Raw genomic sequence first — 15,335 nt, 5'->3', positions numbered from 1 at the left:
TCAGAGGTACCCCAACTCTTTGAGCCGTGTCGAAACGTCCCCGGCGGTTTCCGGGCGTCGTTCCGACGACCCGCCCGATTCCACCGTCCGGCGATTCGACCACTCCAGTTCAAACCACGGAACCGTGACGAGGTCGGGGGCGTGGATACCCTCGGGATGGCCGTACACCCGAACTCCCGCCGGACCCAGACGCTCGCCGAACAGGTTGCCGTGGTCGGCCGTCACGACGGTCTTGCCGTCCAGTTCGTTCCCCAGTTCCCGGACGTGTGGAAGCACGAGGTCGAGGTTCTCCCGATACGCCTTCCGGACGACGTCCTCTCGGAGATGGCCCTGTTTCAGCAGGTCCCAGACGTTCCAGTGGTCGCTCTCGGCCGTCTCGCCGCTCGCCATCCGCCGCGACAGTTCGATGCCCGCCTGTTCCCCGATGTGCTCCTGCCCGAATTCCCCGATGAACGGGTAGTGTGGTTGGATGAAATGGGCGATGATCCGTTTGTCCGGATACCGCTCCGCCGCTTCGAGCGTCCGTCGTACCATCTCGCGCGGTCGAACCGTGTTGTGGGTCTCGTCCCAGTCGGACTCCCAGACGTTCACGACAGCGTGGAACGCGTCGTCTGTGTGAACCTCGACTTGCGGGTTCGCGGTCACGTAGACGGTGTCGCGGAACGTCCGGCCGTCGAAGTTCGCCCGTAGGAACTCGGGCGTGTTCGACCCGAGCGAGCGTTTCCGTTTCAGCGTCCCCGACAGCCCCGAACCAGGGAGCGCCCGACGGAACGTGTCGAACCGGCAGGCGTCCAGAACGACCAGCGTGTCCCACTCCTCGTTCATCACCGCCGTTCCCTCGTCCCCCTCGAAGTAGCGGTAGTACGGTTTCAATACCGCCTTCTCGTACAGGAACGGGAGCGCGATGGTGCGCCACCATCGTTCGTCGTCGTAGTGCTCCGCCGTCTGTCGAATCTTGTCGGTTACGCTCATGTCGGCACCTCCGTTCGTCGGGCCAGTCGTTCGGTCAGATACGTCGAAAGCGCGTACGCCATCCACGCCTGACACCACCGCATCAGCGTGAATCGCTTCGTGTAGAAGCGCCGTTTCTGGTAGTAGAACTGCCCGTCTCCCGCATACAGGTTTTCGAGCACCCAGTCGATGATGGCGCGGGCGAACTCGAACTCGCCCGCCATGCTGAACACGATGATTCCCTGCGTCGCCGCGTGGATGTCCTTCGGGAACTTCGAGTTCTCGTCCCAGTTGGGCGCGCCGTCCGCCTCGAACAGCCGGTTTCGATAGAACTCCATCGCCGCCGCGAGTTCGTCCGCGTAGCGCTCCGTTCCCGTCACCTCGTGATATCGCAGCATCGATTCGATGATGAAACCGTTGTGGTGGTTGTCCATCGACAGGTGGGACGCCGACGGGGGTTCGCGGTAGTACCACCCGCCGAGGGAGGTCTGTCGCTCGACCACGTAGTCGAGCAGTTTCGTGGACCGGCGGCGCAGTTCGTCGTCGTCGAACCGCCCGTACAGATCGATCAGCAGGCGCGCGCCGAGCGCACCGCCGTTGAGCGTGTAGTAGTCGCCGCTCTCCAGCGGTTGGTACTTGATCTTGGCGGCGTCGCCTATCTCGCGGTACTCCAACTCGTCGTAGAGGAAATCGGTCGCCTCGGCCGCCGTCTCGCCGAATTTCGGGTCGTGCTCTCCCACCGACAGCAACGCCTTGGTCGCGTAGGAGGTCGGGACGACGTTCGGCGTGTTCGGCGGTCGCTTCTCCCGAAGCATCTGCATCGCGTGTCGGTGGCCGCCACAGAACCCGACGTATCCCTCGCTCGTGTTCTCGGTCAGCCACTCGGCGAGCCGAATCGCCTCGTCCCTGTAGCGTTCGTCCCCGGAGAACCGAAACAACCGCTCGTTCGCCATGACGAAGAGGGCGGTTCCCTTGAAGCTCCGCCGCTGTTCGACCAGCAAAAGCGGTCGGACGTTCACCGGCGAGCGCTTGATTCCCTCCTGCACGAGGATGTTGAGCCACTTGTTATCGACCGGAGTTTCCCGGAGCAGGCGACTGCTCATCCCGTCGAAGTAGTCGTACCCGACGTAATCGTGCTCCCACGAGTACCGGAGCGTCCCGGTGAGCAGGTCGTAGATGTCCTCGTCCTGCAACTCGTCGGTCGTCGGGTGAATCAGTTCACTCATCTATCGACTCCCAAATCCGTGTGACCAGTGCTCCGACTTCGTCTCGAACCCGCTTGGACTCGCCGAGGCTTCCCTCGGTTCCGCGATTGGCGTCCAGATAGTCGAATATCTCGCGGTGGTCGCGGGTCAGCAGGATGTCCCCATCGCGCGCCATCCGTTGGTCCACGGAGAGCGGCGTCTCGGGGAAGAACGACACCGCCGGTTTGTTCATGCACGCGGCTTCCCGCGCCATCGTCCCGGACCCGGTGAGGACGCCGTCGGAGTGCCACGCGAGTTGCAGGCCGTTCAGTGCCGTCTCCGGGACGAATACATCGCTGGGGCCGTACGGCGCTGTGAACTCCTCGTCGCCCCTACCGCGCGGCAGGTAGACGACGTCGATTCCGCGCTCCGTCGCCTCCCGTAGGATGTCGGGGACGAGCGACCGCTCCTCGGAGACGTACGCGGCGTCGAGGGCCTCCGGGCGGACGACGATGTACTCCTCGAACGGAAGCCGTTCGGGAAACGACGGGTCGGGTTCGAAGTCGGCGACGTAGATGTCCTCCTTGTAGCCGTCGTAGGTGTGAACCCGCGAGGAATCCACGCGCCACTTGGTCAGTTCCGAGGTTTCGAACGCCGCCGGAACGACGTTGTGGGTCGCCTGTGCCTCCAGTCGGTTGTACAACTCCTCGAAGCCCAATCCGTCCACGTGCGCCGTGATGTCGTTGTCGGTGAAGTGGATCGACGGGATACCCCGCGCTTTCGACGCGAGGACGCACATCGCGTTCCTGGACGACAACGAGACGCTCGCGGGCGGTGCTTGCGCCGCGAGTTGCATCGTCCGAAGCGGGATGCCGAACTTTCGGAGCAGGGTGTTGTCGAAATCACGGCCGAGGACGGTGTAGTCGAAGCCGGTTTCCCCGGCCAAATCGACGGTCTCCGTCTTCTCCCGAACCGTGACTTCCGTTCGAACGTCGGTCAGCGAGTCCACCAATCCGCGGAAGAAAAAGGGATGTGACGGACTCACGAGGTCTATCCACGCCGTTTGGGTCGTCGTTGCTGTCGTCATATCCGTTCCACCTCGATCCCGACCGCGGCCCATTCGTCCGCGTCGAGCACCGCTTTCGTGTCGATGACGAGGTTCCCCGCCATTCCGTCCGCAATCGTCCTCGTGTCCAACGATTCGAACTCGTCGTGATCGGTCGTGACGACGAGCGCGTCGGCCCCGTCCACGGCGTCCGCCAGCGAATCCAGCCGAATCGCAGGATTTGCGACATGGGGGTCGTGTAGCCCCACCCGGACCGCGTTCGAACGCGGGTCGGGGTCGGGATCGTGGTCGTCGTTCGCTTCGTCCTCTCGTCGGCCGTTTCCGCCGCCGCCGTCCGTCGCGGGTGGTCCCGTCGTCGCTTCGCGTTCGTCTTCCGCCGCCCTCCGCACCGCCTCCGCGAGTCGAAGTCCGGGACTCTCGCGAGCGTCTCCGATGTTCCCCTTGTACGCGACGCCGAGAACCGCTATCTTCGTCCCCGCCAGTCCACCCAGTTCCTCGTCGAGGAGGTCCGCGACATAAGCAGCCATACCGTCGTTGACCCGCCGGGCGCGTGCGATCAGGTCCAACTCGTCCGAGCGTTGGCCCAGAAACCACGGGTCGACGGGCAGACAGTGGCCGCCGACGCCGGGTCCCGGACGATGGATGTTCACGCGCGGGTGCTCGTTGGCGAGACCGATGGCCTCGCGCGAGTCGATGCCGTACTCCCGAGTGAGTTTGGCTATCTCGTTGGCGAGCGCGATGTTCGTGTCGCGGAACGTGTTTTGGATGAGTTTGACGAACTCCGCCGTCGTGGCGTCGCTGGTCGTCCGAATCTCCCCCTCCACGAACGAATCGTAGAGACGGACGGCGGCCTCCGTCGAGACGCCGTTCACGCCGCCGATGATGCGGGCGTTCTGGCGCATCTCCGTGATGATGTTTCCCGGCAGGACCGTCTCGGGACAGTGGACGAGCGCGAACTCGTCACCGGCCCGCAGTCCGTCGGTTTCGAGGACGGGACGGAGCACGTCCTCGGTCGTTCCGGGCGGCACCGTCGATTCCAGAATGACGGTGTCGCCGACCCGCAGGTGGGGTCGAATGGCCTCGCCCGCCGACCGAACGTAGTTCAGGTCGGCCCGTTTCGCGTCCGCGTCGAACGGCGTCGGCACGCAGACGATGTGATACTTCGCCGGTTCGACGGTCGAGGTCACGTCGAGGTTGCCGGACTCGAACGCCTGTGTGACGAACGCGCGAAGGCCGGGTTCGTCCATCGGCAACTCGCGGTCCTCCAATCCCTCGATGACGCTTTCGTCGGTGTCGTAGCCGACCACGCTGTGATCGTAGTTGGCGAACATCGCGGCCGTCGGGAGGCCGATGTATCCCAACCCGTGAACGAAAATATCGCTCATCCGGTTTCCCCCCGAACAGCCCCGTTCGACCGCAGTATCGATACGATTGACTCCCCAGTGCTTCCGTTACCGAAGGGGTTGTCCCACTCGGTTGCTGTTTCGATCATGATTCGTGACCCTCGTCGTATCTCGTCCGGATCCGTCCCGACGAGTCTGTTCGCCCCGACCTGAATGGTCTCCGGGCGTTCGGTGCTGTCGCGGAGCGTCACACACGGCGTTCCCAAAATACACGCTTCCTCCTGGACGCCACCCGAGTCCGTCAGGACGAGGGTCGCTTCGCTCTCCAGTTTCAGGAAGTCGAGATACTCCCGCGGTTCGAGCAGTCGGACGGTTTCCGGGACGTCGATGTCGAACTCCGCCAACCGTTCGCGCGAGCGTGGATGGATCGGATACACGACCGGACAGGAGAGAGACGACGCGACCGCGTCCGCTCCCCGGAGGACGGACGCGAACCGCTCGGGGGCGTCCACGGTTTCCTGGCGGTGTGCCGTCAGGAGAACGAAGTTCCCGGGTTCGAGACCGAAGTCGGCGAGAGCGGTGCTCTTTTCGACCGCGAGCGTGCGGTTTTGCTCCACCGCATCGACCACGGTGTTTCCGGTGACGAACACGCGCTCGTCGTCGATCCCTTCCTCGGCGAGCAGGTTCGCCGAGCGCTCCGTCGGCGCGAAGAGGTAATCCGAGAGATGGTCCGCGACGCGCCGGTTCGATTCCTCGGGCATCTCCCGGTCGAAACTCCGCAATCCCGCCTCGACGTGGCCGAGGCGAGTCGGCAGTTTGTCCGCCGCGATGGTCCCGGCGAGCACGGTGTTCGTGTCCCCCTGCACGAGCACCACGTCCGGCCGCTCGTCTTCGAGGATGGATTCGATGCCCGAGATCATTCCCGCCGTCTGCCGACCGTGCGACCCCGACCCGATATCGAGGTTGTACTCCGGCGTCGGCAGGTTCAATTGTTCGAAGAACACGCGATCGAGCGACTCCGAGTAATGCTGCCCGGTGTGTAGCAGGAAGTGGTCGATGTCCTCCCGCTCGCACGCCCGGATCACCGGTGCCAGCTTGATGATCTCGGGGCGCGTCCCGAGGACGAGCGCGATGGCGAGGTCCGCCATCTATCTCCCCACCCCCTGTTGTCGAATCAGGTCCGCGATGCGATTCAGTATCAACCCGCAGAACACGCCCAGTACGCCGAGTATCGTCACGAACCCGGCGACGAGCACCTTGCTCGGGTAGAAGTTATCCGTCGCTTGGTAGATGAGAATCGCGTTCATCCCGTACAGCGTCCCCGCGAGGATGAACAACAGACCCGGCAGGCCGAAGAACACCAACGGATGACGGTCGCGAACCAACTGTACGAGATACAGCGCGACGATCGACCCGTGGTGGATCGGATTGTACGTCTGTCCGTCGATACCCTCGTACCGAACGTCGATGGGCACCTCCCGTATCGACAACCCGTTTCGTACCGCCTGATCGACCATCTCGGATTCGACGCCGATGCCGTTCGTCCGGAGCCGAATCGTCTCGACCGTCTCGGCCGAAAGTGCGCGAAATCCGCTCTGTGTGTCGGTCAGCGAGACGTCCGAGGAATGTATCGTCAGGTAGTCGAGCACCTTCTGCCCGAACCGTCGATACGCTGGCGTCTCGTCGTCCTCGGACGGCGAGAGATACCGACTGCCGATCACGAGATCGGTGTCGCCTTCGAGCACCGAGTTCGCGACGGAACGGATGTCCCCCGTCACGTGTTGGCCGTCCGCGTCCATGAGCACCAACACGTCGAACTCGACCGTCCGCGAGTACTCGAACAGGGTCTGTATCGCCCCGCCCTTCCCGCGATTGGTCTCGTGCTCGATGACTGTGGCACCCGCATTCTGCGCGATGGACGCCGTCCCGTCGGAACTCCCGTCGTCCACCACGATGACTTGCTCGGCGTATCGTTGCGCGGAGAGGACCGTACTGCCGATTCCGACCTCCTCGTTGTAGGCTGGGATACCGACGACGATACCGTCCATTCTGGCAGTCGTCGTCGCTGAACGGTCGTCCGGAGCGACATCGACGATATCGCCGGAATCGACGTCGAGGAACGCATCGGTCCCGTCCGATTCGTCGGCGTCGAACGCCGTTTTCGACGCACGACCGTTCGGGTCCGCTTTCCGTTCGAATGCGATCGGTTGGGACGGATCGGTTTGTACGACGATACCCGAGTAGTCGTTTTCGTCGGCCGCCTCGAGGAGGGCGGCGTGGAGCGCATCGATGCTCCCGACACCGTCCGTCGAATCCACGAGACGGGCACCGAATCGCTTCGCGGTTCGAACGCTCTTTGCGTCCGGGATTCCCGGATGAGCGACGAACACGTCGTAGCCGAGTCGAACCGCTCGTCGGATCGAGACGGCGGTCTCCTCGTCGTTTGTTTTCGTAGCTATCAGGCCGACCGCTGTCGTATCGTGAGTTCCGGAAAGCCGGTGAAATATTTGTGAACTGTTGTTCATTTACTCCCCTTCGACGTCTCCAACGCCCGTTGTGAGGTCACTGGGAATTGGACAGCTAGTTCTCCCTCGGACAACTGTTTCGAGAATATGCTGTCGGCGGAACGGTATTTCAACCCCGACCTTCGTTTCGATGGTTCGGTCCTGCTCGACCGCCTTCCATCGTCCGTTTCTAGCGCAACCGGCGGTGCGAAACGGGAAGAAATGGCGTCGGGGGGTCGTCCCAAACCAACGTCGAGCGGCCACGAGACGGCAGCTAACGTGATAGGATGACCATTCTACACTAGCAGTAGCCGTTATCGCGGGAGCGATTGAAGGGGGAAGAGGAGCGACGGGAGGGAGAAGGGGGACCGACTGGAATCAGCGTGAACGAACCACGTCGAGCGTCGGATTCCGGCCGGTTATCAGCCGTCAGAATCGCTACCATGGCCGATTTTCTCGGCGCTCCGAACCGCATCCCCGACGAGCGTGCTCGACACCGTAGTTCCGGTGAACGAGACCCGCTCGAACGCGTTCGTCACGGTTTCGAGCCCTCTCCGTTCGTCCTCGTCGATATCCGCTGTCGTACAGGCGCGATAGAACTCCCAGTGTGTCAACCGAGGTTCGACCGCCGTCGTCGTTTCGAGATGGGACCGAACGGCCGCGTAGGCCAGTTCGGCCGCGCGGTTCAGGTCTCCCGCGGTGAGCGCGGCGTTCGCGCGTTCGGCCAGTTCGTCCGACGGGTCGTCGTCGGAGTCTGAGTCGGAGGCGGTCGAATCGTCGGTGGTATCGGCGGTGATGGCGTCCTCGGGCGAGACCGCTCCCTCACCGTTCGATTCCGTCGAGTCGCCTCGGCGGCGGACGTAAACGCCGCCGATGACGAGCAATCCGGCGAGCGCCCCACCGAGGACGAGGGGAAGCCACTCACGGTCGAGAACGGAATCCGTCCCCGGCAACTGGAGGGTCACGCGCGTTCGCGTACGACTCGCGGCGAGGTTCGTCTCCCCACCGCCGAAGTTCGTGGCGAGCACGACGGTCCCGTTCGACTGGTTGTGTACGACGCTCGGTGGGACCCGAAGTTGGGAGTGATACGTCCCGTTTGCGTCGGTTTGCACCGTCCCTATCGGCGTCCCGTTGGCGAGGACGGCGACGGATCGGTTCGGGACGGCCCGCCCGTCTTTCGTCGTCAATCGCCCGTGGACGGTGACGTTGCGTCCCTGCATGACGTTGCCCGTAAGCGACAGCGAAGTCGGCGTTTGGCGGACTCGAATAGCGGTCGTGGCTTTCGCTCGGCGGAGCGCCTGTCCGTGATACGGCAACTGAACCCGGAGTGTCCGTTTTCCGGCCGAAACGTTCGCGGGCAGTTTCGAGCTGAAATGAAAAGTCCCATCGGAACCGGTCGTCGTGGACCCGATGCGCTTACCGTCGGCGAACAGGACGACGGGGACGCTCGTGACCGTCCCACCCGCCGCCCGTACCGACCCGGAGGCGGTGACGCGCCGCTGGAACGACGCCGTGGCGTCGCTCCGGTGAAGGACGACCTTCGCCCGCGTCGGGTTCACGGTCGATTCGACGGTTCGGTTGTCCCCGAGGTAGACGGAGTCGTCGGCGGGGACGTACCGAAGGTCGAACGATTGATTTCCGAGGTGAACCGCACGTGGCCGTCCGGAGATCGAAAACGTCCCGTCCGACCCCGTTTTCGTGGTGACCGTATGGTTCGGCGTGAGCCTGAGGCGGATCGTTCGGTTGGCGAGCGTCGTCCCGTTGACCGACTGTAGCACGCCCGTTACGCGCAATGGATTTCGGTATGACGTCCGCTCTTGGACCGAGCGCACCGTCAGCCGCGTTTTCGTGAACTCGTTCTTCCGTACGTCCATCTGCTGTTTCGTGACGTTGTTCGTCGCTCGGTGAACCGACCGAACTTCCTTCTTGAACTGCTCCCCGGTCGAGTTAGACACGTTCTCATAGCTGTGGGTGAGTCGGTCGTTGGTGTGTGATATCTTCTTCTGGAGGTGATTCAGCCGTCTCGCCAACTTGCGCGCTTTCCGCTCCTTTCCGTTCTCTTTGGCCGTCTGATACCGGTCGTGTAGCCGATGGTAGCGGCTAACGGAAGTTACGTAGGTTCGCTGTTGCGTGCCCGTCTCGTTCAACTGCTTCGCGATCCTATCGTCACGCTTCGAGTCCGTTCGCTCCGCGACATCGACGTAGCGCCCCAGCATATCGTCGTACTTCGACCCCACCACCGAGTGCGCCTTTCGGTACTGCCCGCGGTTTATCTTCACCGTACTCGACCCGAGTTGGGAGGAGAGATGCGACAGATACCAGCGATCGAGTTCCGTGAGTTGTCCGTTTTCCTTCGCCTTCGACGGGTTCACGTGATGGCTTTCGGCCGAGCCATTCGCTGCTGTCGAATTGTTCGGCTCCTTCGCAGCATCGAGGACGCCGAGCGGTTCGGCGACCGAAAGCGACGAAACCGTCGAATCGGCCACACCGGTGGACGACGAGCGGGCGAAACCGACCGACGAACAACCGGCCGACACGACGATGACAGTTAGTACCACGACGGCCATCAGTCGCTGGGCGGCCGTCGCTCTCGGTCGGTCGGATCTGTCTGACACGCTCACCCTAGTCGGGGGAGTTGATCAAAACTCCTTCCCCCGTAGAGCGAATTATGCTGACCCTTCGGTCGTCGGGTTTCCACGACCCCCGACCCTTGTAACCGTTCATCCGCTTGAACGGTCAGTAGATTCAACTGCGAGAGGGTAGTCGGCGAAGTGACAATGGAGACGACGCGTCGGTTTTGGGCGACGGTGAGCCTCGCGGCAGTACTTCTCGCCGGAGCGTGGGTGCTCGACGAACCGCTCCTGCTCGTCGGCGCGGCGGGAATCGGTGGCTCGCTCGTCGCCGAGCAATGGCTCTTCGTTCGCGGCGTCACTCGACTCTCGGACGACCTCATCGTCACCCAGACGGTGTCACAGGAGGAGACGACCGTCGGGTCGGACGTGGACGTCCATCTCGACGCGGCACTTCCGTCGCCGACGCCGTTCTCGCTCTCGATTCGCGCATCGCCGCCGATCGCCGCGACGGGGAGTACGGTCGAAGAGCACACCTTGACCATCGACGTTGGCGAGAAGCGAGGGGAGACGGATTTCTCGCTCCGTTGGCCCGTCGCCGGTGAATTCCGGTTTTCTCGACCGAGGGTTTCGGTTCGGGATTCGCTGGGGACGTTCGAAACGGACCTCTCGCTGGGGACGACACCCAGCGTTCGGGTTGAGCCGCGCTATCCGAAGGACCTGTACGTCGGAATCCGGGGCGAGCGGGCCACGTCGTCGCTCGGGGAACAGGATACGGGTGCTCGGAGCGTCGGCTTCGACCCGGCGGAGATACGGGAGTACGTCCCCGGCGACACGATGCGGCACATCGACTGGAAGGCGACCGCTCGGATGGGATCGCTCTACGTACGCGAACTAGAGGAGAGGACGGATCTCTCGAACGTCCTCCTCCTGGATCATCGAGCGTCGATGGGAACCGGGGAACCGGGTCGCCGGAAACTCGATTACCTTCGCCAGGTGGCACTCGGATTCGTCGCGAACGGGAGAGCCACGAGCACGCCGTGCGGGTTGTACGGTATCGACGAAGGAGGAATCACGGTACGTCGGTTGCCGACAGCCACGAAACGTCACTTCGACCGATTGGGGACGGATCTCCACGGACTTTCGCCCGCCACGGTGGACGAACCCGCCGACCGACGGACATCTCGATCCGGGTCCGAGTCCGATTTCGAACGTCGTCCCGAGTCCGACGAACCCGAACTCGGCAGCATTCGGCGTCCGTCGCCGACGGACGTCCGAACCGCGACGCGTCGCCTCGATTCGGGGACGGCGTTCGATTCCACCCTGCGTCCGTTCTTCGAGACGCAGTCGCCGACCGTTCCATTACCGGGTGAACAACCCCTCTACGACGCGGTCCGAACGCAGTTGTCGAACACGCAGGAGTCCGCCGTCGCCGTGTTTCTCACCGACGACGGTCACCGATCCGAGTTACAGGAGGCCGTGGCAATCGCCCGGCAACGATACGAACGGGTCGTGGTGTTTCTGACGCCGTCGGTGCTGTTCGAGCAGACGGGACTCACCGACCTCTCGCGGGCCTACGAGCGCTACGTCGATTTCGAGGAGTTCCGGAAGACGCTCGCCGGAACGGGCGACGTTGCGGCCTACGAAGTCGGTCCACAGGACCGACTACAAACGATACTCTCGATGCCTCGCGCACAACGCACACGAGGAGGGAACCGATGATGACGAGGTGGGAACGGACGACGACGCCACGGGCCGCGCTCGGCGGAGTCGGACTGCTCGTCGTCGGCATCGCCTTCTGGGTCGGCGGAGGGGTCATCGGACTGCTCGCCGCCGGTCTCACCCTGGTGCTGTGGTACCTGACGGCCGCACGCTACGCCGTGACGTTCGGTCAGGTCGGACTCGCCACGTTGGTCCCCACGAGCGCGCCCTTCGTGGTCGCTGCGGGCGAGTGTGGACTGCTGGTGCTCCTGATCGGTTCGCTGGCCACGGTCGGCACGGGCGGCCTCGCCGGAAGACGAATCCTCGTCGGCGTCGGAGTCATCGCCGTTACCGGGGGCGGAACGTGGCTCCTGTATCTCGGTTCCGGGACACTCTGGGTGCCGACCGTAGGCCTCGTCATCGCTCTCGTATTGGCGTCCTACGGACTCCTTCGTTACGAGACGGTCGTTCGAAAAACGTTATCCGAAACGGAGGCGGCGGACGCACATACGTCCGCCGCTGGAGTGAGGGGGGCTGACACGTGAGCACCGACGTTGCGGCCACGGCGGCCGACGAAGACGGATCGGAAGTCAAAATTCCCGACGGCTCGGCCATCACAGGCGACGAAGAGGAACTGGCCGCACGGGTGGCGCTACTGGCCGAGGAGAACGAGCGGCTTCGCCGCGAGTATCGCCGAGCGCGACAGGCACAGTATCGACGGACTGCGCTCGCACTGGTGGGCTGCGGTGCGGTCGCGGCCCTCGCAGGCGTACTCTTCCCCGACGCGCGCTCGACGCTGTTCGCGCTCGCCGGGACCGGCCTGTTCGCGGCCATCCTTACCTACTTCCTCACGCCGGAACGGATCGTCCCCGCATCGGTCGGCAAGCGCACCTACGCGGCCTACGGCGCGCTCGGCGCGACGCTCCGCGCGCAACTGGGGTTGACCGACGAAACGCTGTATCTGCCGACCGGACGCGGCGAAACCGAGTTCGAATCCGTCCTGCTGTTCGTGCCACAACACGCCGAGTACGAACTTCCCGACCCGACGACGCTCGACGCTGGCTTCGTCGTCGCCGACGACGAGCGGGGGCACGGTCTCGCCGTTCGGCCGACCGGCACTGGCCTGTATCCCGAGTTTTCCTCCCAAGTCAAGGGCGTCGCGGAAACCCCCGAGGACCTCGCCGTCCAACTCGCCGACGCGCTCGTGGAGAGTTTCGCGCTGTCCGATAGCGTCACGACCGAGGTCGGTGCCGACGGACGGAGCGTGACCTTCGGCGTTTCCGGGAGCGCCTTCGGGTCGGTGGAGCGGTTCGACCATCCGATCCCGTCGTTCATCGCGGTCGGGTTGGCCCGCGCGTTGGATCGACCGATTTCGGTCGAGCAACTGGCGGCGAACGGCGAGGACACGGAGTACCTGGTGCGCTGTTCGTGGGAAGCGGATGCCTCCGACGAAAGGAACGAAGAAAACAGCGAGCGAGACGGCTAAGTCGGTGAAGCTGACTTAGCCGTCATCAGAATTCTCGTCGGAATCCTCCACGAAACCACCGTCCTCCGAAATCGTCGCCGTCGGCGACGATTTCGCCGCGTCGCTGCTCGGCGGCGACACGTCCGCGACGATCTCCGTGACGACGTTCTCGGCCGTTCGGTCGTCCAATTGTGCCTGCGTGTTCGGAACCAGTCGATGGACGAGCACCGGCCCCGCCATCCGTTTCACGTCTTCGGGAATCACGTACTCTCGACCGTGAATCGCCGCGTGCGCCTTTGCGACCTGAAGGAACGCGAGGCTCGCCCGTGGCGACCCGCCGTAGTCCAGTTCGGGATGGTCACGGGTGGCGGCGACGATGGACCGGATGTATCGCCGCACCGACTCGGAGACGTGCGTTTCCGCGACCGTCTCGCGGGCCGCGAGGATGTCCTCGGGGGAGACGGTCCGCTCGATGTCCGCCGGACTAAGGGTTGGACGGTCGTCGAATCGTTTCAGGAGTGCCAGTTCGTTCTCCTCGTTCGGGAGTTCCACGGTCGCCTTCAACTGAAATCGGTCGCGTTGGGCTTCGGGCAATTCGTAGGTCCCCTCCATCTCGATGGGGTTCTGTGTCGCAACGACCATGAACGGCTTCGGCAACGTCATCGTTTCACCCTCTATCGTCACCGTCCCCTCCTGCATCGCTTCGAGGAGCGCGCTCTGGGTCTTCGGTGTGGTCCGGTTGATCTCGTCGGCGATGAGGAGGTTCGAGAACACCGGACCGCGTTGGAGTTCGAACTCCCCGGTCGCCTCCTTGTAGACGTGCGTCCCGGTGATGTCCGCCGGAAGGAGGTCGGGAGTCATCTGCACGCGCTTCGAGTCCAATCCGGTCGCACGGGCGAACCCGTTGGCGATGGTCGTCTTTGCGACACCCGGCACCCCTTCCAAGAGGATGTGACCGCGGGTGAGCAACGAGATGGACAGATAATCGATGATTCGTTCGTTTCCGATGAGAACCGTCGTCATCTCGTCGCGGATCGCCGTTCGGATTTCGTGGGGACCTGTCATCGAAGGGGATACTATGTCGAATTCGATAAGCGGGACGGATTGTACGATGTTCGACCGCGTTGACTCATCGCCGCTGGTCGTGAAACGCGTCCACGACCCGCTCGATTCGGTCGTCATCCCACTCGGGATGGCGGGTTTCGAGGTAGGAGACGATTTCACCCCTCGTCAACTCGGGAATCCCGTCGTCCGGCGTGGACCGTACGCTCCGAGTGTATCGCCGGATGCCGTCCCCCACATCGTCGAACGAGCGCCCCGCCCACGCCAGAACGAGGCCGAGACAGAGCAAGGTGACGACGTACTGAAGCGTGAGCGAGTCGCGGAGCATCAGCATCGCGACCGTTGCGGGCGGGAGCGACGTGGAGTGCGAGTAGTCCAGGAGGACACGGTTTTCGCCGCTGACGAGCGCATCCACGAAGGCACGGTTTCCGGGCCGGTCGAGCATCGAATTGATGAACAGGCTCGAATCGCTCACGACGACGACGCGGCCGCGTCCGATTTTCTCCACCGTGGCGACCGGTCGCTGGTCGACCGACTCGTTGGTGTCCAGCTTCCCGTTCCCGTCGGTGTCAAGATAGGAGTGGACGGAACTGTTCACGAGGGGCGTCGCGCCGTTCGGCCGGATGGCCGTCCCGCGGTTGAGCGTGAGCGTGGAGACGTTGGAAACCAGCGAGCGGTTCGCGACGTTTCGCGCGACGGGCATCTGGGGCGAGCGGTAGTTGTATCGCTCGTCACGGAGGAGACGACCGTCGAGGCGCGATTTGGCTCCGAGGTTGGCGAGCAGCGAGTTGGTGTGCGGCCCGAAATCGTCGGCGACGACGAGCGTGCCGCCGCGCTGGACGAACCGCCGAAGACGGGTCCGGTCGCGCACGTCGTACTGTTTCGTCGGGGAGAGGACGATAGCGACCGTTTCGCTCGCGTTCCCGCCGTCGTAGGCGGCCGTGTCCCGGATGACGGTGCTCGTTGCACCCGTTTTCTCGGCCTGGGACTGGAGTTCCGACGCGCCGTTCCATCCGCCGTTGTAGGCACTGAATGACGCGGCCGACGTGCTCGCCGCGACGAGCACGCTGAGGAAGACGACGGCCGCGAACCCGACGACGACAATTCGAGGGAGTCGTTCGCGCCAGTCCCGGCCCATTCAGAACACACCCGCCGGGAGCATTTCGAGGATGTTGTGGACGATGATGTACCCGAACACGAGGGTCCCGACGACGATGAACCATCGGAGACGGCGTCGCCATCGTGGCGTGACGGCTGTCGGTGCGGTGAGTTCGACGAGAACGAGGAACCCGATGAACACGAGCGCGAAGAAAATCTCGTTCGAGTAGGTTCCGAGCAGACTCAGGACGAACAGACAGAGGAGCATCCAGAGGGTCTGTCCATAGATGAACCGGCGGCGGTGCTCTGTCAGCATTCGAACCGAATACTATCGGCAGGGTTACCAAACTACCGGCTGTCCGATCGTTGTCAAATAGAAACCGGAGGCCGA

Annotated in this window: 13 protein-coding genes; 3 read left to right on the top strand and 10 right to left on the bottom strand. The window is 63.6% G+C overall.

From position 1 onward, the window contains the following. The 7 genes from NKF25_RS16080 to NKF25_RS16050 form a co-directional block, all read right to left on the bottom strand. The gene (locus NKF25_RS16080; RefSeq protein ID WP_253227674.1) at positions 1 to 972 is read right to left on the bottom strand and encodes a hypothetical protein; all 972 of its coding nucleotides are present in this window, start codon (positions 970 to 972) and stop codon (positions 1 to 3) included. Continuing rightward, positions 969 to 2,177 carry an antibiotic ABC transporter permease gene (locus NKF25_RS16075; RefSeq protein WP_253227673.1) on the bottom strand — a complete coding sequence of 403 codons (1,209 nt, stop codon included), beginning with the start codon at positions 2,175 to 2,177 and terminating at the stop codon, positions 969 to 971. The genes NKF25_RS16080 and NKF25_RS16075 overlap by 4 nt, the downstream gene beginning before the upstream one ends. Continuing rightward, entirely contained in the window at positions 2,170 to 3,222 is a 1,053-nt protein-coding gene (locus NKF25_RS16070) for a DUF354 domain-containing protein (protein WP_253227672.1), read from the bottom strand. Before NKF25_RS16070 ends, NKF25_RS16075 begins: the two co-directional genes overlap by 8 nt. After that, positions 3,219 to 4,586: a nucleotide sugar dehydrogenase gene (locus NKF25_RS16065; protein WP_253227671.1), complete on the bottom strand. Its 1,368-nt coding sequence runs from the start codon at positions 4,584 to 4,586 to the stop codon at positions 3,219 to 3,221. Before NKF25_RS16065 ends, NKF25_RS16070 begins: the two co-directional genes overlap by 4 nt. Beyond that, positions 4,583 to 5,692 (bottom strand): UDP-N-acetylglucosamine 2-epimerase (non-hydrolyzing), encoded by a 1,110-nt coding sequence (gene wecB, locus NKF25_RS16060; protein WP_253227670.1) that lies wholly within the window; start codon positions 5,690 to 5,692, stop codon positions 4,583 to 4,585. Before wecB ends, NKF25_RS16065 begins: the two co-directional genes overlap by 4 nt. After that, positions 5,693 to 7,069: a glycosyltransferase family 2 protein gene (locus NKF25_RS16055; RefSeq protein WP_253227669.1), complete on the bottom strand. Its 1,377-nt coding sequence runs from the start codon at positions 7,067 to 7,069 to the stop codon at positions 5,693 to 5,695. A gap of 401 nt (positions 7,070 to 7,470) precedes the next feature. Beyond that, entirely contained in the window at positions 7,471 to 9,663 is a 2,193-nt protein-coding gene (locus tag NKF25_RS16050; RefSeq protein ID WP_253227668.1) for a hypothetical protein, read from the bottom strand. A gap of 162 nt (positions 9,664 to 9,825) precedes the next feature. Between NKF25_RS16050 and NKF25_RS16045 the strand changes: the two genes are divergently transcribed. From NKF25_RS16045 to NKF25_RS16035, 3 genes are read left to right on the top strand one after another with little or no spacing between them, the layout of a single operon-like run. Further along, on the top strand, positions 9,826 to 11,340 hold the full coding sequence (locus tag NKF25_RS16045) for a DUF58 domain-containing protein (RefSeq protein ID WP_253227667.1): 1,515 nt from the start codon (positions 9,826 to 9,828) through the stop codon (positions 11,338 to 11,340). Next, positions 11,337 to 11,864, top strand: a complete 528-nt coding sequence (locus NKF25_RS16040; RefSeq protein ID WP_253227666.1) for a hypothetical protein — start codon at positions 11,337 to 11,339, stop codon at positions 11,862 to 11,864. Before NKF25_RS16045 ends, NKF25_RS16040 begins: the two co-directional genes overlap by 4 nt. Continuing rightward, positions 11,861 to 12,805: a hypothetical protein gene (locus NKF25_RS16035; protein ID WP_253227665.1), complete on the top strand. Its 945-nt coding sequence runs from the start codon at positions 11,861 to 11,863 to the stop codon at positions 12,803 to 12,805. The genes NKF25_RS16040 and NKF25_RS16035 overlap by 4 nt, the downstream gene beginning before the upstream one ends. Positions 12,806 to 12,820: 15 nt before the next feature. Here NKF25_RS16035 and NKF25_RS16030 read toward each other — a convergent pair whose 3' ends face one another. Genes NKF25_RS16030 through NKF25_RS16020 form a run of 3 tightly spaced genes read right to left on the bottom strand, consistent with a single transcriptional unit; the run spans position 12,821 to position 15,260 of the window. Beyond that, the gene (locus NKF25_RS16030) at positions 12,821 to 13,966 is read right to left on the bottom strand and encodes a MoxR family ATPase (protein ID WP_256490551.1); all 1,146 of its coding nucleotides are present in this window, start codon (positions 13,964 to 13,966) and stop codon (positions 12,821 to 12,823) included. Further along, entirely contained in the window at positions 13,914 to 14,984 is a 1,071-nt protein-coding gene (locus tag NKF25_RS16025; protein ID WP_253227663.1) for a DUF4350 domain-containing protein, read from the bottom strand. The genes NKF25_RS16030 and NKF25_RS16025 overlap by 53 nt, the downstream gene beginning before the upstream one ends. Beyond that, entirely contained in the window at positions 14,985 to 15,260 is a 276-nt protein-coding gene (locus NKF25_RS16020) for a hypothetical protein (RefSeq protein WP_253227662.1), read from the bottom strand. Positions 15,261 to 15,335 lie beyond the last annotated feature (75 nt).

The organism is Haladaptatus sp. AB643, assembly GCF_024136975.1.
Classification (GTDB): Archaea; Halobacteriota; Halobacteria; order Halobacteriales; family Haladaptataceae; genus Haladaptatus.
The sequence above is the reverse complement of the archived record's forward strand: the minus strand, read 5'-3'. Positions and strand labels throughout refer to the sequence as shown.

Excerpts from the sequence above, each read along its gene's own strand:
- NKF25_RS16080 (WP_253227674.1), bottom strand. The coding sequence starts at position 972 with ATGAGCGTAACCGACAAGATTCGACAGACGGCGGAGCACTACGACGAC.
- NKF25_RS16075 (WP_253227673.1), bottom strand. The coding sequence starts at position 2,177 with ATGAGTGAACTGATTCACCCGACGACCGACGAGTTGCAGGACGAGGAC.
- NKF25_RS16070 (WP_253227672.1), bottom strand. The coding sequence starts at position 3,222 with ATGACGACAGCAACGACGACCCAAACGGCGTGGATAGACCTCGTGAGT.
- NKF25_RS16065 (WP_253227671.1), bottom strand. The coding sequence starts at position 4,586 with ATGAGCGATATTTTCGTTCACGGGTTGGGATACATCGGCCTCCCGACG.
- wecB (WP_253227670.1), bottom strand. The coding sequence starts at position 5,692 with ATGGCGGACCTCGCCATCGCGCTCGTCCTCGGGACGCGCCCCGAGATC.
- NKF25_RS16055 (WP_253227669.1), bottom strand. The coding sequence starts at position 7,069 with ATGAACAACAGTTCACAAATATTTCACCGGCTTTCCGGAACTCACGAT.
- NKF25_RS16045 (WP_253227667.1), top strand. The coding sequence starts at position 9,826 with ATGGAGACGACGCGTCGGTTTTGGGCGACGGTGAGCCTCGCGGCAGTA.
- NKF25_RS16040 (WP_253227666.1), top strand. The coding sequence starts at position 11,337 with ATGATGACGAGGTGGGAACGGACGACGACGCCACGGGCCGCGCTCGGC.
- NKF25_RS16030 (WP_256490551.1), bottom strand. The coding sequence starts at position 13,966 with ATGACGACCGAATCGAGCGGGTCGTGGACGCGTTTCACGACCAGCGGC.
- NKF25_RS16025 (WP_253227663.1), bottom strand. The coding sequence starts at position 14,984 with ATGGGCCGGGACTGGCGCGAACGACTCCCTCGAATTGTCGTCGTCGGG.
- NKF25_RS16020 (WP_253227662.1), bottom strand. The coding sequence starts at position 15,260 with ATGCTGACAGAGCACCGCCGCCGGTTCATCTATGGACAGACCCTCTGG.